21 protein-coding genes, 1 tRNA gene and 1 pseudogene are annotated in these 21,475 nt (G+C 64.7%); 14 read left to right on the forward strand and 9 right to left on the reverse strand.

What is annotated here, in order from left to right:
* Positions 1-2: 2 nt before the first annotated feature.
* From L5G28_RS03595 to L5G28_RS03620, 6 genes are all read right to left on the reverse strand, one after another.
* On the reverse strand, positions 3-1,022 hold the full coding sequence (locus L5G28_RS03595) for a fused (3R)-hydroxyacyl-ACP dehydratase subunits HadA/HadB (protein ID WP_236998100.1): 1,020 nt from the start codon (positions 1,020-1,022) through the stop codon (positions 3-5).
* Between the two features lie 50 nt (positions 1,023-1,072).
* Positions 1,073-1,957, reverse strand: a complete 885-nt coding sequence (locus tag L5G28_RS03600; RefSeq protein ID WP_237000322.1) for a TIGR03619 family F420-dependent LLM class oxidoreductase — start codon at positions 1,955-1,957, stop codon at positions 1,073-1,075.
* 159 nt (positions 1,958-2,116) lie between these two features.
* Positions 2,117-3,037, reverse strand: a complete 921-nt coding sequence (gene glfT1 / locus L5G28_RS03605) for a galactofuranosyltransferase GlfT1 (protein ID WP_237000323.1) — start codon at positions 3,035-3,037, stop codon at positions 2,117-2,119.
* Positions 3,034-3,843 carry a galactan export ABC transporter ATP-binding subunit Wzt/RfbE gene (gene wzt / locus L5G28_RS03610; protein WP_236998097.1) on the reverse strand — a complete coding sequence of 270 codons (810 nt, stop codon included), beginning with the start codon at positions 3,841-3,843 and terminating at the stop codon, positions 3,034-3,036. Before wzt ends, glfT1 begins: the two co-directional genes overlap by 4 nt.
* Positions 3,844-3,854: 11 nt before the next feature.
* Positions 3,855-4,733 carry a galactan export ABC transporter permease subunit Wzm/RfbD gene (gene wzm, locus L5G28_RS03615; protein WP_237000324.1) on the reverse strand — a complete coding sequence of 293 codons (879 nt, stop codon included), beginning with the start codon at positions 4,731-4,733 and terminating at the stop codon, positions 3,855-3,857.
* Positions 4,734-4,755: 22 nt separating this feature from the next.
* Complete coding sequence (locus L5G28_RS03620; RefSeq protein ID WP_237000325.1) at positions 4,756-5,301, reverse strand: bacterial proteasome activator family protein; 546 nt, start codon at positions 5,299-5,301, stop codon at positions 4,756-4,758.
* Between the two features lie 71 nt (positions 5,302-5,372).
* On the opposite strand from L5G28_RS03620, the gene L5G28_RS03625 reads away from it, so the two are divergent.
* Complete coding sequence (locus L5G28_RS03625; protein WP_236998094.1) at positions 5,373-6,569, forward strand: aminotransferase class V-fold PLP-dependent enzyme; 1,197 nt, start codon at positions 5,373-5,375, stop codon at positions 6,567-6,569.
* A 99-nt stretch (positions 6,570-6,668) separates the two neighbouring features.
* Entirely contained in the window at positions 6,669-7,154 is a 486-nt protein-coding gene (locus L5G28_RS03630) for a MarR family winged helix-turn-helix transcriptional regulator (protein ID WP_236998093.1), read from the forward strand.
* A gap of 67 nt (positions 7,155-7,221) precedes the next feature.
* On the opposite strand, the gene L5G28_RS03635 is transcribed toward L5G28_RS03630, so the two are convergent.
* Complete coding sequence (locus L5G28_RS03635; RefSeq protein ID WP_237000326.1) at positions 7,222-8,187, reverse strand: NAD(P)H-quinone oxidoreductase; 966 nt, start codon at positions 8,185-8,187, stop codon at positions 7,222-7,224.
* A gap of 126 nt (positions 8,188-8,313) precedes the next feature.
* On the opposite strand from L5G28_RS03635, the gene L5G28_RS03640 reads away from it, so the two are divergent.
* From L5G28_RS03640 to L5G28_RS03670, 7 genes are all read left to right on the forward strand, one after another.
* Positions 8,314-8,398, forward strand: a tRNA-Ser gene (locus L5G28_RS03640).
* A gap of 522 nt (positions 8,399-8,920) precedes the next feature.
* The gene (locus tag L5G28_RS03645) at positions 8,921-9,379 is read left to right on the forward strand and encodes an MspA family porin (protein ID WP_237000327.1); all 459 of its coding nucleotides are present in this window, start codon (positions 8,921-8,923) and stop codon (positions 9,377-9,379) included.
* 47 nt (positions 9,380-9,426) lie between these two features.
* Positions 9,427-9,774: a hypothetical protein gene (locus tag L5G28_RS03650; protein ID WP_237000328.1), complete on the forward strand. Its 348-nt coding sequence runs from the start codon at positions 9,427-9,429 to the stop codon at positions 9,772-9,774.
* A 54-nt stretch (positions 9,775-9,828) separates the two neighbouring features.
* Positions 9,829-10,212 carry a hypothetical protein gene (locus L5G28_RS03655; RefSeq protein WP_237000329.1) on the forward strand — a complete coding sequence of 128 codons (384 nt, stop codon included), beginning with the start codon at positions 9,829-9,831 and terminating at the stop codon, positions 10,210-10,212.
* A 431-nt stretch (positions 10,213-10,643) separates the two neighbouring features.
* Positions 10,644-12,782 carry a hypothetical protein gene (locus L5G28_RS03660; RefSeq protein WP_237000330.1) on the forward strand — a complete coding sequence of 713 codons (2,139 nt, stop codon included), beginning with the start codon at positions 10,644-10,646 and terminating at the stop codon, positions 12,780-12,782.
* A gap of 42 nt (positions 12,783-12,824) precedes the next feature.
* Positions 12,825-13,142: a hypothetical protein gene (locus L5G28_RS03665; RefSeq protein ID WP_237000331.1), complete on the forward strand. Its 318-nt coding sequence runs from the start codon at positions 12,825-12,827 to the stop codon at positions 13,140-13,142.
* Between the two features lie 42 nt (positions 13,143-13,184).
* On the forward strand, positions 13,185-13,682 hold the full coding sequence (locus tag L5G28_RS03670; RefSeq protein WP_237000332.1) for a hypothetical protein: 498 nt from the start codon (positions 13,185-13,187) through the stop codon (positions 13,680-13,682).
* Positions 13,683-13,961: 279 nt separating this feature from the next.
* Here L5G28_RS03670 and L5G28_RS03675 read toward each other — a convergent pair.
* A pseudogene (locus L5G28_RS03675) lies at positions 13,962-14,477 on the reverse strand (IS1634 family transposase); the annotation flags it as partial.
* Between the two features lie 348 nt (positions 14,478-14,825).
* On the opposite strand from L5G28_RS03675, the gene L5G28_RS03680 reads away from it, so the two are divergent.
* The 5 genes from L5G28_RS03680 to L5G28_RS03700 all read left to right on the forward strand — a co-directional run bounded on the left by L5G28_RS03680 (position 14,826) and on the right by L5G28_RS03700 (position 19,867).
* Complete coding sequence (locus L5G28_RS03680; RefSeq protein ID WP_237000333.1) at positions 14,826-15,287, forward strand: prevent-host-death protein; 462 nt, start codon at positions 14,826-14,828, stop codon at positions 15,285-15,287.
* A 2-nt stretch (positions 15,288-15,289) separates the two neighbouring features.
* Complete coding sequence (locus L5G28_RS03685; RefSeq protein WP_237000334.1) at positions 15,290-15,634, forward strand: hypothetical protein; 345 nt, start codon at positions 15,290-15,292, stop codon at positions 15,632-15,634.
* 170 nt (positions 15,635-15,804) lie between these two features.
* Positions 15,805-17,919, forward strand: a complete 2,115-nt coding sequence (locus L5G28_RS03690) for an FAD-dependent oxidoreductase (RefSeq protein WP_237000335.1) — start codon at positions 15,805-15,807, stop codon at positions 17,917-17,919.
* A gap of 74 nt (positions 17,920-17,993) precedes the next feature.
* Complete coding sequence (locus L5G28_RS03695) at positions 17,994-18,893, forward strand: ABC transporter substrate-binding protein (RefSeq protein ID WP_237000336.1); 900 nt, start codon at positions 17,994-17,996, stop codon at positions 18,891-18,893.
* Between the two features lie 2 nt (positions 18,894-18,895).
* Positions 18,896-19,867 carry an alpha/beta hydrolase family protein gene (locus L5G28_RS03700; RefSeq protein WP_237000337.1) on the forward strand — a complete coding sequence of 324 codons (972 nt, stop codon included), beginning with the start codon at positions 18,896-18,898 and terminating at the stop codon, positions 19,865-19,867.
* A 64-nt stretch (positions 19,868-19,931) separates the two neighbouring features.
* Here the strand turns inward: L5G28_RS03700 and L5G28_RS03705 are convergent, their stop codons facing one another.
* Positions 19,932-21,023, reverse strand: a complete 1,092-nt coding sequence (locus tag L5G28_RS03705; protein WP_237000338.1) for a YdcF family protein — start codon at positions 21,021-21,023, stop codon at positions 19,932-19,934.
* Positions 21,024-21,475 lie beyond the last annotated feature (452 nt).

Raw genomic sequence — 21,475 nt, forward strand, 5'->3', positions numbered from 1 at the left:
TGTCAGGAGAACTGCACGAGCGCCGTGCACTTGCCGAACACGCGTTTGCCGTTGACCGTCGCACCGAACGTGATCAGTCCGCGCTTGGTCTCCGGGTACAGCGTCTTGATCTTCGCCGTGTACTCGACGAAGGCCGCATCTGTCGGCGGAACGTAGACGGCGCTCGAGAAGCGGGCGCTGAGCTCGCGGAATGCGGCGGGATCGCCGACGAACTCCGACAGGTAGCCGGCCGCTGTGCCCAGGGTCAGCATGCCCTGCGCGACCACGGTGTCGAGCTTCGCGGCGGCGGCGAGCTCGTCGCTGTAGTGGATGGGGTTCGGGTCGCCTGCGACGCCGACGTAGTTGACGAGGTCGCCGCGCGTGAACTTCTGCCTGCGCGGCGGGATCTCCTGGCCTTCGGTCAGTGAGTCGAACGCGATCGCGCCGAACGCCCGCGGCTCGTCGTCGGGGATCTCGGCGGCTTCAGCGGGGACCAGCGGCAGCACGTGTGACCCAGCAGGCGAGAACATGACGTCGTCGACCATCGACTGGAACTCGTCGGTCAGACCGTCGCCGGACTCCCCGGGGCCGGCGAGCGTGGTCCACGACTCTTGCATGACGCCCTTGTCGAGATCGCGGATGACAGTCTTGCCCGTGAACAGGTCGGCGCCGGCCGCGGACTTGTAGGAGTCCAGCGACACGTCCGACTTGAGGCGGTCGCCCGCGGTGACCGGCTTGTGGAACACGAACCGCTGCTCCACCTGCAGGACACCCGACTTCAGCGGGTTGCCTGGGATCATCTCGAACAGCTGGGCCTGCGCCTTGGTGCCGTCGAGGACGACGATCGTCAACGGTGCGAGCAGCCGGTCGTGGCCTGCGGCGGCCGACTTCGCCTCGTCCCAGTGGACGGGGTTGTCGTCGTGCAGGGCCCGAGCGAACTCGCGGATCTTCTCGCGGCCGACCTCGTAGTAGTCCTGAGTCGTGAACACCTTGCCGATCTCTGCTTCGATGGCCTTGGTGCGATCGGTTCCACTACTAGTCATGAGTAACCATTCTACCGAGCGGTAAGCACGAGAATTACCACGCGTCTGCGTTATGACCCACTATTCACCTTCGCGATCACGTTCTCGCCGTACCAGTCGAGGTGTTCGATCTTCTTCTCGAGCGGTTCGGTGTCGTTCCCGACGACGTACGGGAGACGGAATCCGACGATCACATCGGTGATGCCCTTGTCCTCGAGGCGCTTGCAGCCGTCGATTGTGTACGCGTCCATCGAGATCACGTGGATCTCGAACGGGTCGTTCTCCTTGCCCTCCGCTTTGCGGATCGCCGCGATCTTGTCGAGCAGGGCGTCGAGTTCCTCGCCGGGGCCGCCGCCGTGCATCCAGCCGTCGCCGCGGATCACCGCGCGCCGCAACGCGAGGTCGGCGTGGCCGCCGACGAGCAGCGGAATCGGCTCGGTCGGCGTCGGCGACATCTTGATGCTCGGAATATCGTAGAACTCGCCGTGGAATTCGAAGTATCCGCCGGAGGTGAGGCCGCGGATGATGTCCATGCACTCGTTCATCCGCTTGCCGCGGCGTTTGAAGTCCACGCCCATGATGTCGTAGTCCTCCGGCCAGGGGCTGGTGCCGACACCCAACGACAAGCGGTTGTTCGTCAGATAGGCGACTGACGCAGCCTGCTTCGCGACGAGGGCGGGCGGCCGGATCGGCAGTTTGAGGACGAACGGTAGGAAACGCAGCGTCGTGGTCACCGCGCCCAGCGCCGCCGCTTGGATGAACGTTTCGATGAAGTCCTTGTCTTCCAAGAACTCTCGGTTTCCGTCCGGGGTGTACGGGTAGGTGGCGTCCGACACCTCCGGGTACGCGATCGAGTCGGGGATGGTCATCCCGGCGAAGCCGGACTTCTCCGCGGCCTGCGCGAGTGGTGCGTAGTAGCTGACGTCCGTCATGGCTTCGGCATAGGTGAATCGCATGACAGTCAGGGTAGAACACGTTCTAGTTAGATGTCGATGGATTGATTACGACGAGGCGACGCCGAGAAGATCGGTACGCTCAGCGGCCTCCGAGGGCAGTATGCCCTCGGAGGCCGCTGAGAAAGCCGAATTTTTACACAGAGCCGGCGAACGCGCCGATCAGCGCGTGTCGGGGCGTGCGAACCGTTCCCCGCGCCCCAACTTGCGGAGGCGCATCCACTCGCGGAAGCCTGCGACGTCACGCTGCTGGACGAGGAAGAACCATCCGAACCGCGCATACTCCTGGGGCAGGAGCTTGCGCATGCCGGGTTGGCTCATCAGGTAGCCGCGGTTGCGGTAGGTGAAGTACCGCTTCACCTCGTTGTCCGGGTACTGCGTGTGCATACGGCCGCCGAGGATCGGCCGGAACTCGTCGCTGCCGTCCGGGTGCAGATACGCGGTGGTCAGACAGGTGCCGAAGGCGATTCCCGAACGCGCGAGCCTGCGATGCATCTCCACCTCGTCGCCGCGGAAGAACAATCGAAGATCGGGCACGCCGATCCGTTCGATCGTGTCCGCGGAGAACAGGGCGCCGTTCATCAGCGACGCGATACCGGGGAGAAGGTCGTCTGACCGCTCCGCTCCGGGCTGGGTGTCCGCGAACAGTTCGGAGCGCTTGCGCCGCCAGACGAGTCCACGTCGTAGCGGAAAAGCCAGTGCATCGGGGTCGGCGATGTTGACGACCACCGGAGACACCTGACCGAGAGCGTGGCGGTCGGCGCAGTCGAGCAGCATCGTGAGGACCTCGGGGCCTTCGGGGCGGCCGTCGTCGTCGGCGCACCACACCCAGTCGGCTCCGAGCGCGAGCGCGTGCAGCATGCCGAGCGCGAATCCGCCCGCACCGCCCAGGTTGTGCTTCGACGGGATGTATGTGGTCTCGACCGGCTGGCCGTCGACGAGTTCGCGGACGGTCGGGTCGGCGTCATTGTCGACGACGATCAGGTGGTCGACGGGTCGGTTCTGATTCGCGACGACGTTCAGCGACTCGGCGAGCAGTTCGGGCCGTCGATGAGTGACGACGACGGCGACGACAGTGGTCACCGCGCGGCCTCGTCGTTCTCGGCGAGCACCTTGCGGACTTGGGCTGCGGCGTCGGGGCCCTGGTACGCGCCGACCACCTCTTCGATGCCGCCGTCCATGCGCACCTGGCCGTGATCGATCCACAGCGCGCGATCGCACAGTTGGGCGAGGAACTCGTTGGAGTGGCTGGCGAACACGAGGATGCCGGAGCGTTCGACCAGGGCCTGCAGTCGGACGCGGGCCTTCTTCATGAACTCGGCGTCGACGGCGCCGATGCCCTCGTCGAGGATCAGGATCTCGGGGTCGATGCTGGTGACCACGCCGAGCGCGAGCCGCACACGCATGCCGTTCGAGTAGGTGCGCAGCGGCATCGACAGGTAGTCGCCGAGCTCGGAGAACTCCGCGATCTCGTCCGTCTTGCGCAGCATCTCCTTGCGGCTCATACCGAGGAACATGCCGCGGATCAAGATGTTCTCGTACCCGGAGATCTCCGGGTCCATGCCGACGCCGAGGTCGAAGACCGGCGCGACGCGGCCGCGTACCTTGCAGGACCCGCGTGTCGGCTCGTAGATCCCGGACAGCAGACGCAGCAGCGTCGACTTGCCTGCGCCGTTGTGGCCGACGAGGCCCACGCGGTCACCGTGCTCCAGGTGAAGGTTGATGTCGCGGACTGCTTCGACGACGACGGTCTTCGACCCGTTGGAACCGATGACGCCGCCGGCGGCGCCGATGACCGCCTTCTTCAACGAACGGGTCTTGGCGTCGAAGATCGGGAAGTCGACGCATGCGTCCCACGTGTCGACGCGGATGTCGGTGTTGTCTGCCACGGGTGTGTCTCCTAAACCCAGTACGCCACGCGGGCACGGTAGTTGCGCATCACGATGAGGGCGGCGGCGCACCCGAGCGCAGTGCACCCGAGCACGATGCCCCAGTGATAGAACTCGACGTGTTGGCCGAGCAGTGGTCCGCGGGAGATCTCCAAGTAGTGGAACATCGGGTTGAGCTCGACGAGCTTCATCCGGCTCGATCCTTCGCTGCCCACTGCGTCGAGGGTCTGCGCCGACCAGATGATCGGGGTCATGAAGAAGACGAGACGCACGGTGGTCGTCAGAAGCTGACCGATGTCGCGGAATCGGGTCGACAGGATGCCGAAGACGATCGTGGCCCACGTCGCATTCACGGCGAAGAGAGCTATCGCTGGGATCACGAGCAACGCCGACCAATCGATGGGTTGCGGAAACACCGCGAACACGATCGCGTAGATCACGATGTTGTGCGCGAAGATGATGAGGCTCCGCCATACCACCCGGTACACGTGGACGCTGATCGGCGCAGGCAGCTGTTTGATCAGACCTTCATTGGTGGAGAAGACGACCGACCCGTCGAGGACCGACGTCTCGATGAAGCCCCAGAAGATGAAGCCGAGCAGCACGTACGGCAGGAACACCTTGATGTCCTGGTTGAACAGTTCGCCGTACAGGATGCCCATGGCGACGGCGGTGACGCCGGTCGCGATGGTGATCCACAACGGTCCGAGGACCGAACGCTTGTAGCGCTGTTTGATGTCGGTCCAGCCCAGGTGCAGCCAGAGTTCGGAGGTTCGGAAACCGTCGACGAGATCCTGGATGCCTCGTCCGAACGTTCGCGAATCCGAGGTGGGCGGGGGCGGCGGGACAGTTCGACCGGCTGCTCCGCCGTCGTTGGCTACGGCTGACACAACGTCACAGCATACCGGCGGGTCACAGATACTGACCGGTGCTGTGGGTGTCGGACATGTCACCGGGGCCGAGGGGGAGTACTCCCTGCCGCATCTGCTCGAGTTGGCTGCGTGCCGCCATCTGCTGTGCGAACAGCGCGGTTTGGATGCCGTGGAACACGCCTTCGAGCCATCCGACGAGCTGGGCTTGCGCGATGCGCAACTCGGCGTCGGTCGGTGTCTGATCGTCGGAGAAGGGGAGCGCGAGCCGGTCGAGCTCTTCCCGCAGTTCAGGGGCGAGACCGTCCTGCAGTTCGGCGATCGACGTGCGGTGGATGTCGGCGAGGCGGGTGCGGCTCGCGTCGTCGAGGGGAGCGGCGCGAACCTCTTCCAGGAGTTGTTTGATCATGGTTCCGATCCGCATCACCTTGGCGGGCTGTTCCACCATGCCCGCGACGGGGTTCGATGCCGCGTCACCGTTCTCGGCGCCTGCTGCGGCGAATTCGATGGCCGGTTCGTCTGGTGTCGCCGACGGATCCGACGACAGCGGGTTTCCGGGGCCTGAAGTGCCGAACATCTCGGGAAGCATGGTCCCCATTGTGCCGCGTGCGTCGTCGTCCTGACGTGATCGGTGCGAGACAGGTGTCTATCGTTGGGGTCATGCCGTTCGACATCGCCTCCGTGAGAGGACTGTTCCCCTCCCTGGGCGACGGCTGGATCCACCTCGATTCCCAGCGCGGAATGCAGATCCCCGACGCCGTAGCCTCCGCAGTCTCACGCGGCGTCCGGTCGTACCCGGTGCTCGGCGGCGGGCTGTCCCGCCAGTCGTTGGACGCGGCTGCGACGACGATGCAGGCGCGTCAGGCGATCGCCGACCTGCTCGGCGCGGACCCGGCGTGCGTCGTCTTCGGTCCGTCGCGGGGCGCGCTGGTGTCGGCGCTGGTCGAGTCCCTCCCGGTGACGTCGTGGATCGGCGACGGCGTCGTGCTGTCGGTCCTCGACGACGAGGAGAACATCGTGCCGTGGCTGCGTGGTGCGGCCAGGCACGGCGCAGCGGTCCGGTGGGCGCAGATTGACATCGAGGACGGCTCGCTGCCGCCGTGGCAGTTCACCGATCTGGTCTCCGATCGGACGAGCGTGGTGTCGGTGGCGTTGGCGTCGTCGACGACGGGTGCGATCACCGACATCGGGCAGATCGCCGGACATGCCCGCGCTGCGGGCGCGCTCACGGTGGTAGACGCGACGAGTGCGGCGCCGTTCGTCCCGCTGTCGATGAATGAGATGGGCGCGGACGTCGTGCTGGTGAGCGCGGAGCGGTGGGGCGGTCCGCGGATGTCGGCGATGGTGTTCGCTGATCAGTCGCGGATGGCGTCGTTGACGAATGTGTCGATGGACCCGCACGCGACCGGCCCCGCTCGGCTCGAACCATCGCCCACACCCACCGCGTGGCTCGCTGGACTGGTCGCCTCGGTGGAGGTGCTCGCCGGTCTCGATTCGTCGGCGACCGGGAATCGGCGTCGTCGGCTGACGACGTCGATGGACGGCGCCTACGAGTATCTGCAGCGCCTCACCTTCTATCTGGTGAACGCTCTCGACAATCTCGGACACGTCCAGGTGATCGGCGCCGACACGCACCGAGTTCCGCTCGTGAGCTTCCTGGTCGACGGGGTGAGCGCGGAGAAGGTCGGTGTTCGGTTGAACGACAACGGGATCAGCGCGCTGCACGCTGTACCGAACCGTGCTCTGGACGCGATCGGCGTCGCTGACGCAGGCGGCGCGGTGACGGTCGGCCTCGGCGTCTACTCCACGCCGTACGAGATGGATCAGTTGGCGCGGGTGCTCGGTTCGTTCGGCTGAGTGAGACTCGTCGAGGGCGGCCTCGATTGGGAGTGACCGGAACCCCGACCGTATGGTTGCGTTCGAAAGTATGTAGTTCAGGGGGCTGAAGGGGCAGCGGTGTTGCAACAACATGACGGTGACGGGGGACTCGCACCGATTCTCGACAGCGCCGAGCGCGATCTGTGGCAGCAGTTCGTCACGGGCGGTTGGATGCTGTATCGGTCGCTGTTCAAGCAGATCGATTCGTCGTCGGCTTTGACGAGCGCCGATTGGCGCGTCCTCGAAGTATTGGCCACTGCGGAGGGGTTGCGGATCAGCGACCTCGCGGAGGCCACCCAGATTCCACTGAGCACGGTGTCCCGCCAGGTGGCCCGCTTCATCGAGAACGGGTATGCGTCCCGTCTCGAGAACGTTGACTACGATGCCCGCCAGAAGTGGGTGATGATCACCGATTCCGGTCGTGACATGGTGCAGCCGATCCTCGACGAACGCGACCGCGCCGTCCGACGACTCGTCATCGACTCACTGACCCCCGAAGAGTTCGACACACTGTGCCGCACCTTCGGAAAGATCGGCGAGCGAATCGTCCGCGAAGGCCTGTAACGCGACCCTGCTCGACGGCGGAGCCCCTATGGGCGAACACCGCTTTCGATCGAGCGAGTTGAGGGCCTCACTCCATTGTCAGCAGCACTTTTCCGACGGCTTCGCCGGAGTTCAGTCGTTCGTGTGCGGCGTCGGCATCGTCGAAGCGGAACGTGGAGTCGATGATCGGTGCGATATCGCCGCTTTCGATGAGCGGCCAGGTCCGGGCGACTGTCTCGGCGACGATCATGGCCTTGGAACCGGGCCCGGTGACGGGTCGTGCGCGCAGCGTGGTTCCAATGACGGCGGCGCGCTTGGCCATGAGGGCGCCGATGTTGAGTTCGCCTTTGACGCCGCCCTGCATTCCGATGATGACGAGTCGACCGCCGGTGGCGAGTGCTTTCACGTTCTTACCGAGGTACTTGGCTCCGATGATGTCGAGGATGACGTCGGCTCCGCCCTGTTCGGCGAGGACGTCGTCGAACTCTTGGGTCGTGTAGTCGATGAGGACGTCGGCGCCGAGTTCGCGGCAGCGTTCGAGTTTGGTCTGGTTACGTGCGGTCACGGCGACTCGTGCGCCGAGCGCATGCGCGAGTTGGATTGCGTGGGTGCCGATCCCGCTGCTGCCGCCGTGTACCAGGAGTAGTTCGCCAGGTGTGAGGTGTCCAGTCATCACGACGTTCGACATCACGGTGCACGCGACTTCGGGGAGCGCCGCCGCCGAGACGAGGTCGATGCCCCGCGGCGCGGGCATCACTTGTGCTGCCGGAACGGCGACCTTCTCCGCGTAGCCGCCGCCCGCGAGTAGCGCGCAGACGTCGTCGCCGACCGCCCAGCCGGAGACGTCGTCGCCGATCGCCGAGATCGTGCCGGAAGCTTCGAGCCCGAACACGTTCGACGCCCCCGGCGGCGGCGGGTACTTCCCTGCACGCTGCATGATGTCGGCGCGGTTGACGCCCGCCGCCGCGACATCGACGATCACCTCGCCGGGTGCCGGCTCTGGATCGGGTAGATCGACGATGTCCAGGCTCTGCGATTCGGGGATGGCGCGCATGACTCCAGTCTTCCACCGATCCGGCCGGTGGGCACGCCCGCCGAGCTCATGCGATAGCCTCGTCGGCGGAAGACTTGCTCCGCGTCGCTACGCGACTGCCGCAGATCGCGCGGGCCGTCTTTCGAAGGAAGCGTGGCAGAGCGGCCGAATGCACTCGCCTTGAAAGCGAGCGTGGGTAAAACCACCGGGGGTTCAAATCCCTCCGCTTCCGCAGAGAAGGGCCAGGCTCTTACGCGTTCACCCGCCACGAATGACGAAACTGATGCGCGGGACGCTCTCGCCGCCGCTCTCTCCCGTGCGATACGTGCCGCCATCGAAGTCGGCTCACTGAGCTGCACGTGGGTAATCTGTGTCACACTATTTGCTGGCCGATTGCGGGTTGCTGTTACCGGTTGTAGCGTCAGTCTCATCTGTTGTGGCGATTCGGGAGGAATCGTCCAGGTTGCCCGGGGGTTCACTACTCGTACATGCGAGTACTAGATATCCCTCGGGTCGGGGGCTGTGGCTTTTCTTCCCGCCGTGGTCGCCGTGTGAATGTGGGGGCAATTCGTGAAGAAGTTCATCGGCGTCATGTGCGTTGTTCTGGGCGCGTTGATCAGCGTCGCCGCGTTCGGCGTCCCTGGTGATGCGTCGGCTGGTCCGACGCGGTCGTTTGCTGACAAGTCCGTGACGCGTCATTCTGATGATGGGTGGACAGTACAAACTGTCTAAGTCGGGGGAGAAGATCCGGAGCGTGCCGGCGCTCAGTCGTGGGCATGGTTCGTATGAGGCGTTCTTGTCGTTGCGTGGTGCTGCGCGGATGTCGGGGTCCGGGACGGTGCCGGTGGACGCCGCTGTCGTCTCGACGGGCTTCCAAGTCTCGTGCCAGTGGCAGATGGACGGCGTCAACCTCGGGGTCACCGGCGGCCCGACCGCGCAAATGTCCATCTCCTATCCGCCCGCGATCGTGCTCGGCGCGCAGGTGATGCCGAACATTTCGACAACCCTGAAAAATGGTGTGTCGATCGATGTCCCGTTCGGGCAGAAGCCGTTGCAGGGTCCGTCGGCTGGTGTCCGATTGGACGGAGTCCGTGTGGAGATCTCCGGATGCGTCGGCGCACGCCCAGCTGTGCGGGCGTATGTGCGGGTGGCGATGACGAGCAAGGCGAATGACAACACGTTCAACCTGTACGGCAAACCCCACCTGCTCTAACCCGTGCGCTTACCAAGCACCAGGAACTACTCGAATAGGAAAAACCGATGATGGCACGTAAATCAGTAGGGAGCGTCGCAGCGGTCGTCGCGGTCGCGGGTGTGACCGCATCGCTGGTCGGTACTGGTGAGGCTGATGCGGCGACCCGCCACGGCATCAAGCTCTCGCATTCGCAGACTGTCGCGGTCTCCCAGCACGGGTTAGGGAACGCGTTCTCGGCGATCCCGTACATCCCGAACCTGGTCTACAACCCGGGCTGGGGACGCGGTATCCAACACGCTGCGAACGATGCGGCCCGCCACGGCGGCTGCATCAGCATCGGGATCATCACCAGCCCAGGAGAATCCAATCTCGACTACGTCAGCGTCTACCCAGCACGATCCTGTGCACGCTAGCCGGCACTGAACACACCTGACCACTGAGCACCAGCTATACCGGGGGACGCCGACATGACCACCAACACCAGCACGCAACCGCTGACTACTCCTGATCGGCCCAAGCATTCACGCCAGGCGCAGGCTCAGGATCATCAAACCGGCGCCGTTACGTCGCCAGTAACCAGTCCGCCGCCCCTTCCGCCTAGTAGCGCCGGTCAGGAATCGCCGGGTGTGGATCGGTCAGTGTCGGTGTGGACGATGTTGCTGTTCATCGCTGGGTGCGCGATTTTGGTGGTCGCTGCGTGGAATCTGCCGAACCTGATCCGGTGGGGAGACGACTACGGAACCGTCCTGGTGTTCCTCGCGTTCTTTATGGTGATGTCGATCGGTGGCCGCTGGTTCTGGACCGGTATCGACGCCATCTGGAGCGCTGTCCGCGGCAAGGACCAGTCGTGACCCGCGCGAACAAGACCGCTCGCATGCCTAGCGGGGCGAGACGTCGTGGTCCGGCTCTGGTGGCTGGTATTGGGACACTCGGTTTCACTGGTGCGATGTTTGCTGCCGGGTTCACCGGGGGTGCTGGTGATGCTGGTGCGGATGCGTTGTGTGATCAGATGCGCGCCCAGTACGGGCCGAGCTGGCCCTGCATTAGCGTGCCGACCTACACGCCGCCGCCGACGATGCCGACCCAGCCGAGCACTCCGAATGCTCCGGGAGCCCCGTCGGGGAACGGACCGGTCATCGGCGGTGATCCCGGCCCGGGGCCTGGTCAGGGCAACGGCACACCCATCATCGGCGGAACCACCCCAGGACCCCGCGCGCCAGGAAACACGCGAGCTCCCGGGAACACGCACGTACCCGGTGTACCGACCAGACAGGCACCCGGTGTGACCACGGTTGCACCGGCTCCGACCCAGCGTGAGCGGCCCGGCCAGTCCGATATCGCCCCGTTGCCCGGACGTACAACCGCGCCTGCGGATGTGCCGGTCGGGCAGCCGCATCCCGGATCGAGCAATGAAGCGTTTCTAAGTCCGTCGACGGACGGTGAGCCGACGATCCGGCTGCCGATATGGGTGATCGCCGGGGCTGCGGCCGTGGCTGCGGCCAGCCCGCGCGGGCGGTCGCTGCTCAAGCGTGGTGGTTCCACGCGAGCGACGGTAGGTCCGTCGCGAATGGTGTTGATGCACGACGAATCCTCGCCCACCACCTACCGGTTCGCGATGAACGTCCCCGACGGCGGCTACACCAAGGTCAACCCGGACGGGTCTGCGACGGTCTATGACAAGGACGGCAACGCGATTCGCCAGGTCGCGCGCCCGTGGGCGTTCGACGCGGCCGGGCGGCCACAAAAGACGTGGTACACCGTTGATGAGAACGGTGACCTGGTTCAGCACATCGAACCAGCAGACAACGCACTGTTTCCGATCCTGGCTGATCCCACCGAGACTACTGGCGCGGCCGCTAGCGCTACCGCTGGCGCGTCGGTTGGTGCCTCGGCCGGTTCTGAAGCGCCAGCGGGAGAATCGGCAGGTGAGGGTGACAATGCCATAGCCGGGATGCTGACACCACTGGTTCAGGGAGGCTCGACCGCGAACGGGCTGGGCCCGGAAGCAGGAGCACCCGCTACCCCCACACAGCCTGAGACCGCACCCGATCACATCCCCAACGCATTCGGAGTAGGCGAGCAGAAAGCTGAGCAACCAGCCCCAGATTCATCGGCACAGACCAACTCTGATGCGTTGGGTGATCTCATGAATCCGTCGTTCGACGGATCGGCGACTCCGGAGTCGTCTGAGCCTGAGTTCAATCCGTACAACCCGCTCACCTATCCCGAGACCGGTCAGGGCAGTGACGGGCAGACCCAGTCGGATCAGGCCCAGTCTGATGCGTTGGGCGACTTGTTGATGCCCTCGTTCGACGGGTCGGATAGCCCGGAGTCGTCTGAGCCTGAGTTCAACCCGTACAACCCGCTCACCTACCCCGAGACCAGTCAGAGCGGTGACGGGGACGGGCAAACCCAAGCGGATCAGGCCCAGTCGGATGCGTTGGGTGAGCTCCTGATGCCCTCGTTCACCAAGGAGCCTCAGCCCGACGGGCGCGTCGATGCTCCTGCTGCGGGTCAGTCGATGACCTATACCGAGTGGCTGCGGTACACCAACAATCAACGGTTGGACGGCAGAGTCCATGAGCGGGTCGCCGACGACGGCACTCTGTCCTACTACGATCTGTCTCGCGGCCCCAACGGCGAACAAATCGAAGGCCCCGTCACCGGCTTCGGCACCGCCCTCGAGAACGAGACCGTCTACAACTTCGGCGACGGAACCGGCAAAACCGGGACAGGACAACCAGCAGTACAAGACACCAACGGCAACTGGTGGGTCATCAACCACAACGGCCCGAACGGGAGTTTCACCAGGTCAGCGGTCGTCAACGGTGAGAAGCTGGAGATCGCGGTCACCCCGCTCCCGCACGGTGGCTACCTAGAGTACGACCGTAGCGGCACCAACATCCTGCGCGAGTTCGACCGCCACGGAAACCTTATCGGCGCATACCGTATCAATCCCGACGACCCTGAAGATTCCATCCCGCGCCATATCGGCAAATGGCTCCAACAGCCCGACCGGGCATTCATTATCAGCGAGGGCGGCACCGAACTCGGCGCGCTCGGAGCAGGACTAGCTGAGGCAGCCGACCGCGCCAGCGGATCCCAAGCCGCAACCGTCGCCCGCTGGGCAAAACGATTCAATAGAGCAGGCGTAACCGGAACAGCCCTGACCGAAGGCGCGCAGGCTTTAACCGGAGAAAAGCCCCCAGTACAGGCAATAGCGGACGGCATCGGAATCGCCTCTGCCGGCTACATTGGAGGCACAATCGGGGCGTCTGTGGGAGGTCCCGTGGGAGCTGCCGTCGGTGCCTACACCGGAGCTCTCCTGTACGAACACAAGCAAGGCATAATCGACGCAGTGAAAGACCCAGTCGACGGCATGAAAAAGCTCGGCGGCACCATCGTCGGCTGGCTCAGCTAAAAGCTGTATCAGCACCGCAATCGCTGCAGGAACGAGGATCTGATGAGTGAAGGAACACTCTCATGGATTGTCTTGATCGGCTTCATTGTCCTATTCGTAGCGCCAATGTTTGCTGTTCGCCTTATAGAGAAACTCCGTATGCTGTGGTCTGTTCTATTAGTGCTCGCTGGATCCATCCCTGTAACCGTAGCTATAGTTGTCGACTCTGGAGTTCTTGTTGGTCTCGGCATGATTCCTGTAATGGTCGTCGGATTATGGGGGTGGGCGTTTGTTCAGGCGAACAATTATCATTTCACGAAGAAGAAGTTGAATTCTCAGTTTCCTCGAATATTTCGCGATAACAAGAATGAATTGAAGTAGTTGCCGCGTTAACCAGTGGGCAAATTGAGAAAGTAGGCGTGCATGAGTGATGGGGATCAGGGGCTTGCTGGGTCTCTTAGGGTGCAGGGGTTTATCGACGGGGGTCTGGATTCGGCCAGTTATCAGCCCGTTCCGGAGTTGTGGGCGCGGATTCCGGCGGAGGCGATGGATGTTGTTGCTCCGGCCAATCGTATTGGCAGAGGTTGGTCACCTACCTCGGTGCTCATCGAGTGCAGGTTGGGTGCGATGCCGGGAGATGAGGTCGTCACGCTCGGTGTCGAACACGAGCTCCGGGACGTATTCTCAGGGAACGGTAGCGTCCGTCCACTGGCCGATATCCCGGGCCGTGGAAAGACTGTCGGCCTAGCGGGAGGTTTCCTCTACGAGGGAATGGACCTGTGGTCAGACACACAGTACGTCTTCGACTCTAGTCGTCTCGTGCTGAGACAGCAGACGTTCACCTGTGAACTCTCGCGTCGAAACGAATACATCGACGCAATGCGTGAAATCCGCGACTGGTTTATGACAATCGTGCAGTAGTGCAGATTGTATCTCCTACACGGCGGCTTCTTTGGGGGAGATGATCTGGACCATTGTGTTTACGCTCGTCGTTATTGGAATATTTGGTGTTGGGTTCGTCGCTGGACGGAGTGGAGGGTAGGTCAGCTTGTGGCCTCTATGGGCGTCTGCTTGTTCGATGGCTTCTCTTCTATCCGGTTGTGCGACGTTCGTGGAATCTCACGATCGATCGTTCATGAGACACCCCCGATCGCTGATCTGTTCGTGCAGGTCGTGGTGTGTAACCTGACTTTTATCAATTTAGTGCGCACTTCTGATCGCTCCGAGGGTCGCAGCCGGGTCGTCCGGTAGCGGGTCTGCGGCGGTGACGGTCTGATCGCCGACGCGGGTCTCGATGGTCCTGTAGCGGCGGGTGGTGGTCACGAACTTCTTGATCGACCAGCCCGTTCGTTCCTCGATCACGCGGGTCACCGCGAGCGCCATGACGATCGCCAGGCGTGCCCGGATGGAGTCCTCGGTCCGATGGTAGATCGGCCGTGCCGCCAAATCACCTTTTGACACGGGTGAAAGTCTTCTCGATCCGCCACAGCTGGTGGTGGGCGCCGATCACGAACTCCGGTGTCGGCGCATCGATGTTGGTGATGTAAGCCTTCCACCCAGCCACGTCCGTGCCTTCGTCTCCAACTCGCGATTGACGCTCTTATCCGCACCGGTGAGGGTGACGAACCGGTTGCGCTTGACCGGGGTCATCCCGGCTACGGCCTTCTCGGCCTTGCCGACCTGCTCGTTGACCCCACGCAGACATCCGGATCCGCGGCCAACACGTCATAGCCGAAACTCCACTCGAAGGCGACGCCGCCGACATCATCGCCAAACTCCGGGCGTCAGCAGGGCACTAAAATGGCACGAGTCAGGTCTGACTGAAATCCGGAGAGTCCTTAAACTGACCGCGCTTCTGTCATATCGATCGGCGGTGCGGCGGACCTGGACGCGTCTCGGCGAACCCGACCCGATGAGGCGCGGGGTGGACCGACTCAGGGACGCCGGCTCCCCCTGTAGCAGTAGTGACAGTCCCGCCGCGCCGGGAACTCGGTAGGGCCGGCCCAGGCCCCGGAGCTCGACATCCCAATGGACTTCCGAATACGTTCCGAATACGATTGACGCATGACCACACCAGCGTTCCGCACCACCACGCGTCGCTCCTCGGACTTGAGCAAGCACTCCGCAGAGGTCTTCACTGAGGCCGAGGACCACCCGGTGACCGTGACTCGTCGCGACGGCGAAGACCTCGTGCTGATGTCTCGGCGTCACCTCGAGAGCCGCAACCGAATGCTGGAGTTCGCGGCACAGCTGATTGGCGTGGCAGTAAACGACAACGGCTCCGTCGCCGACCGGATGGCGAACGCGTTCCCGTGGATGCTCGCACTGTCGGCGGAGGATCGGGAGACCTGCGCACAGGACCTCGTCGACGCCGCGCGTGCCTCGTTCTTCACCGACCAGCCACATCGTGTACTCGCGGAGCTGACCTCGTGGCGCGAGACGGCAACCGCACTGGCCGCCGGCCTCGGCCAGACTGATGTCGAGTGGCTCGATGACGACGATGCCGCCACGGTCGAGCGTCCGTAGTCGTGGGGCAGCGCGACGAGGCTGTCCCTCGGCCAACGAAGAAGTCTGAGTACGCGATCAAGTTCGCGTCAGCTGGCGCGAAGAAGGGATGGAGGGATCTCGCGGCGACGATTCGCGGCCCATTGGCCGACGCCTGGGATTTCCTCACCCGGACGCCGACTAGAGAAACTCCGACGAACTACCCGCTCCGCGGCGATCTCGAACGGGTCACGCGGAACGGGCAGACCCACGACCGCTGGCAGCACAAGCCGACGGCCAAGGGAGACGCTCGCATCTGGTTCTACGTGCAGGACCACGCGGTGTTCCTGGAGCAGGTGCATACCAATCATCCGAATGAGACCAAGTAACTCCTGTAGCACGGTCGACCAGGGCGACGCATACGCTGCCCGCGAACCGGCCCCGGTAGACGATGCCGTCGAGCTCGTCGTGAGCGCGGTGGATGGTGCGTCGGGCCGCAACGCAGCGATGTCCCCACTTTTTCAATCAATGATTGAAACGGTGGCGTACCCTTCGATCTATGGCTAGAACAAGTTCCTATCCGTACCTCCTCGGGCGGGGCCAGATCGGCCCGATGCCACTGCGCAACCGGGTCGTCCTGCCCGCGATGGACATGAACGTCTGCGTCGACGGCGTCATCGAGCAGGAGGACATCGATCACTACGCCGCACGCGCGGCCGGCGGTACCGGCCTGATCATCACCGGGGCGGCAGCGGTCGCGTACCCGATCGGCGCCACCAGCACGAAAGAGCCGGGGCTATCCGAGGACCGGTTCATCCCCGGCCTCAAGGCACTGGCCGATGCCGTTCACGAGGCGGGCGGCAAGCTCTGCGTGCAGAGCACGCACCACGGCAAGGTCGCCCGCATCGACACCCTCAACGACCGCCCGCTGCTGGTGCCGTCGAAGCCGAACTACACCTACGACATGTCTGCGCTCGTCGACAGCACCCCCGAAGAACTCGGGAAGATGGCCGCCGTCACCGGCGGCAAGACAGGGTCCACCCACACCGCCACCGCCGACGACATCGCCTGGCTGATCCAGACCTGGACCGAGGCCGCCGTCCGTTGCCGACAGGCGGGCGTCGACGCCATCGAGATCCACTGCGCCCACGGTTATGTCCTCGGCGCATTCCTCAACCGGATCGACAACCTGCGCGACGACGAGTACGGCGGCAGCCTGACCAATCGTGCCCGGCTGGCCTGCGAGGTCATCGCCTCGGTCAAGGCCGCGGTCGGTGACACGATGGCCGTGCTGGTGCGCGTCGCAGGGGCCGAGTTCGGCCAGGAAGGTGCGCTCACGAACGACGAGGCGTGCGCCGCGTCGGCCCTGTTCGAAGAGGTAGGCGCCGACGCCATTCACGTGACCGGCTGGGGGCGCAACCCGTTCTCCAACTTCACTGACGGCCCGCTGCCGAACAAGGTCGGCGCCTACCTCGATCTGGCGGCCGAGATCAAGAAGCATGTACAGATCCCGGTCATCGCCGTCGGGCGCATGCTCCCCGACGTCGCCGAGGAGGCGATCGCGGCAGGCCGCATCGACTTCGCTGCAATGGGCCGCCAGCTGTTGGCCGATCCGGAGTTGGTCAACAAGCTCGCCGCCGATACGCCCGAGCAGGTCCGCCCGTGCATCAACTGCTACGTGTGCGTGCAGGAGAACTTCTGGGATGACACCCCGCTGTGCGCGGTCAATCCGGCCCTGGGCGACGAGAGGCTCCTTCCGCTGCAACCGGCGCGTCGCGGTAAACGGGTCGTCGTCGTGGGCGCCGGACCGTCGGGCCTGGAAACCGCACGCCTGCTCACCCTGCGCGGCCACCACGTCACCGTCGTCGACAAATCCGATCGCCTCGGCGGGACCCTGTGGTTCTCGACTCTGACCACCCCGGACAACGAACGACTGCTCGACTGGCTGACCGCCGAGATGAAGCGGTTGAACATCGAGATCCGACTCAAGACCACCGCGACCCCGGAGCTGATTCGCGGCCTCGCCCCCGACCACGTCGTCGTCGCCACCGGCGCCGTGCGCCCCCGCCCCGACATTCCCGGTGGTGATCTACCGCATGTCCACACCGGCGATACTCTGCGAAACCTGATGTTGGGCAACGCCGCGGCTTCCGACGGGTCACTCGTCCTGCGCGCCATGGGCAAGCTCGGCAAGCTGTCGGGCGTCACCAAGAGTCCTACGGCGATTCGCCGACTCACGCGGTCGTTCCTGCCGATGGGGCACGACGTCGTAGTGATCGGCGGATCGCTGGTCGGCCTAGAGCTCGCGGAGTGGCTGGCCGACCGCGGACGCAACGTAACCCTTCTCGAATCCGGTACGCCCCTCGGACTGCCGATGGCCATGCCGCGCCGCTGGACCGCGGTGCGCCGGGCCGCCGAACTCGGCGTGCACGTGCACCGCCAGGCGACGGTCACCCGCATCACGTCCGATGCCGTCGAGTTCACCGTCAAGGATGAGGCACATACGGCGCCGGCCTCGATGGTGGTCTACGCCGCCGACACGGCGGCCGACGCTCCGCTCGCGCGCGAACTCGAGGCGACGGGAATCCCCGTCGAGGTGGTCGGCGACGCCGGGCAGGTCGACTACATCGAAGGTGCGATTCACTCGGCGTGGAAGTTCGCCACGGCGTACTGACCGGCCGGCTGGGGCGTCGGCCAGTTGGCTGATCCGGAAGTCGTTGCGGTGGAAAGCGAATAGACTCGAATGTCGTGAGCCGTAAACCGTCCCGGTGGACCCCCGCGCTGCTGATCAGCCTCGTCGTGACTCTCCTCGTGGCCGGTTGCGGCTCCGACGGCGGTGATCGGCAGACCGACGAATCGAAGCCGCCGGCCTCAGGTGCAGTCGATGCCGACCTGGCGGGCCGGGTCCCGGACGACATCCGGGCGGCGGGCGAGCTCACGGTCGGCACCAGCGCACCGTACGAGCCGATGGTCGGCATGGGCGAGGACGGACAGTTGACCGGCTTCGACGTCGACGTGTTGAATGGGGTCGCCAAACTCCTCGGCCTACGACTCAACCTGCAGCAGACCAAGTTCGAGCAGATCCTCCCGGGAGTCGTCGACGGAACCTATGACGTGGGTTCGCGCGGATTCTTCGACACTCGGGCCCGCCAGAAGACCATGGACATGGTGACCTACTTCCGTGGCGGCACCCAGTGGGCGCAGCGGTCCGGTGACACGGTCGACCCGAACAACGCATGCGGGCGCACCGTCGCAGCAGCGGCCGGTACCGTCCAGCACACGGTCGAGCTGCCCGCCAAGAGCAAGGCGTGCGTGACAGTCGGCGACAAACCCATCAAGATCGTCGCCGCACCCACCCAGGACGACGCGGTCCGTGCGCTCACCGACGGGTCGGCCGACGCGATGTCCGCCGACTCCGTCGTGGTCGCGACGACTGTCCGCCGAAGCGCCGACGAACTGACCGCAGCGGGCGAGGTGTTCGACTCCCAGCCGTACGGGTTCGCGATCGCGAAGAAGTCACCGTTGGGCGAGGTACTGCAGTCCGCCGTCCAGAAACTGATCGACCGAGGCGAGATGACGACGATCGCTCAGAAGTGGGGGCTCGACGGCGAGATCAACGCTTCGACCATCAACGGAGCGACCATATGAGAATGCGCACGCTCGGCCGTCTGATCACCGCGTCGACTGTCGCGGTAGCGCTCGCGCTGACGAGCTGCGCCGCGGATGACGACGCGGCCTCGGACGCCACCCCTGCCGAGCCGGCAGACCGCGGGGCTGCGGCCCGTGCTCTCGCGAACGTCGAATCGACGTCGGACGTGACCGTCGACCGATACCTGTATCCGACGACGACGGGCGACCGCGACGATCGACAGAACTGGGCGGACGTGTATCTGCCGCCCGGCGACCACGAGCCGGGCACCGTACCTCTGGTCGTGCTCGTCCACGGTGGCGGATGGCAGTCGAAACTCGGCGCCGATGTGTTCGTGTCGCTGTCTCGGCGGCTCGCCGAGCGAGGCCTCGCCGTCTACAACCTTGAGTATCGGCGGGTCGGCTCCGGCGGCGGATGGCCGACCACGTTCAAAGACGTCGCCGCCGCGCTCGACTTCGTTCCGAACGTTCAAGCGGCGCTGCCGGAGATCTCGACGGACGACGCCGTAGTCGCCGGACACTCGGCGGGCGGCCAACTGGCGATGTGGTCGGGGACTCGTCACAATCTCGAAGACGACGAGATCGGCGCCGGGCCGGAGTTCCGGCCCACCTATGTGATCTCGCTGGCCGGGACACTCGATATGCGGCAGGCGGCGCTCAATGGCAATCCGCGTGCCCGCAACGTGATGGGCGGTATGCCCAGCGAGGTGCCCGACCACTACGCGTCGGTCAGCCCGATCGAGAACATCGACCCCGACGTTCCGATCATCGCGATGACCGGCACCGCCGACACCGTTGTCGCACCCAGCATGGCGACGAAGTATGTGAGAGCGGTCAAGAAGGCTGGCGGCCGTGGAGCTCTCGTGAGGTTCCCCGGCGTCGACCACACCCAGATCGTCGCCTCAGATTCGGCGACCTTCCCGCAGATCATCGAAACGATCAGTCGGGCGGCGCACAACGCCCACCGTGACTGAACCGACGGGGATTGAATCGACGCCGAGGGAAGCTGACAGCCGAGGATGCTGACAGGCCGCGGCTTCAGTACACGGACATCGCGTCGACGACCTCGGTCTGCATACCGGCCAGGTACCAGACGAGCGCGAGCAGCGCCCACACGAGACATGAGGCCCCGGCCCAGACCGCGATGTTGGCGCGGCGGTAGTGGACCAGGCACGCCGTGTACTCGCGGAGGAACGCGGCGGGCAGATAGTAGGCGGCGGTCGGTGCGCCGACGACCGTGGCGTCCAGCCCGAGGCCGCGCGTCAGGGACGCAGTGCGCAAGACGTGGAAGTCGCTCGTGACGACGGTCAACTTCGGCGCGGCACAGCCGATGCCCGCGAGCACTGCACGCGAGTTGACCAGGTTCTCCTCGGTGGTCGTCGACGTGTCTTCGCGGACGATCCGATTCTCGTCCACGCCGGCGTCCACCGCGTACCGCGCCATCGCCTCCGCTTCGGAGACGACCTCGTCGTCGCCTTTGCCGCCGGACATCAGGAGCAGCGGCTCGTGGCTCGGATCCGTTGCCGCGTCGAGCATCTCGATTCCGCGGTCGATCCGGGCACCCAGCAGTGGCGTCACCGAGTCGCCGGAGAGTCCTGCGCCCAGGACGATGACGGCGTCGGACGGCGCAGGCCTGCTGAAACGTCCGTACACGGCCGCATACGCGGTGTAACCGCCGAGTGTGATCACCACGATGGCGATCGGGATCACGACGAACGGCACGAGCAGTGCGATCGTGAGGTACGAGTCGACAGTGGCCAACGCGATCCCGGTGGCGACCGTCGCGGCGAGAACCGCCAACAGGAACAGACCGAATGCGGCCGGCACCAGGGTCGCGACCCGAAGGCCTTCGCGGCGGACCACGACGACAGCGTTGAACAGCAGATACACACCCGTCGCGAACAAGACGACGAGCACCAGCATCACGGGACCGAAGACGGCGATGTCAGTGAGATCGGACTCCGGTGACAGTGCTGCGCACAGCAAGACGATGAAGACCCAGGTGGCGGTGGTGCATCCGATGATGGCCATGCCGTAACTCGTCCGTCGAGGCTCCCGAACGATCCGGGTCACCGTCACCGTCCACAGAGCAAGAGTGAGAACTCCGAAGCAGATTGTCGTGATCGTCATGACTGCACTCTATGGCCGGCGGTACCGGAGCCGTGGATGCACCGCGTACTGATCTCGGGCAGCGGGGTCACCACCTGAAATATTCACGCGTACCGATGTCGCCGACGTGGCACGTTTCCGCGAACCCGCTGGCGGCGGGTCGCGCCCGGGCGCGTCGATCGAAGGTCGCGATCGGGGCGGTGCCGGGTCTCCCGCTGTGGAAAGAATCCGCAGGTCAAACAGGCGATAGTGTCCGAATTTCCGCGATGGGAAGTGTCGCAGTCCGGATGGATCTGCCGGTCGCGCGCGGGACGATATCTCGTTCTGGTGCACCAGGGAGGCTCTTTGAAAAAGGACGCCGACGAGTCGGCGCTCATGTGCGCGCAGTCCAGCCGGGGCGATTCAGACCGGGGTTGCCTACCGTGCGGCAGGTAGATAGCGTGTGACCACCCCCACAATCCCAGGGAGATACC

This window comes from Gordonia liuliyuniae (assembly GCF_021739025.1).
GTDB classification, from domain to species: Bacteria; Actinomycetota; Actinomycetes; order Mycobacteriales; family Mycobacteriaceae; genus Gordonia; species Gordonia liuliyuniae.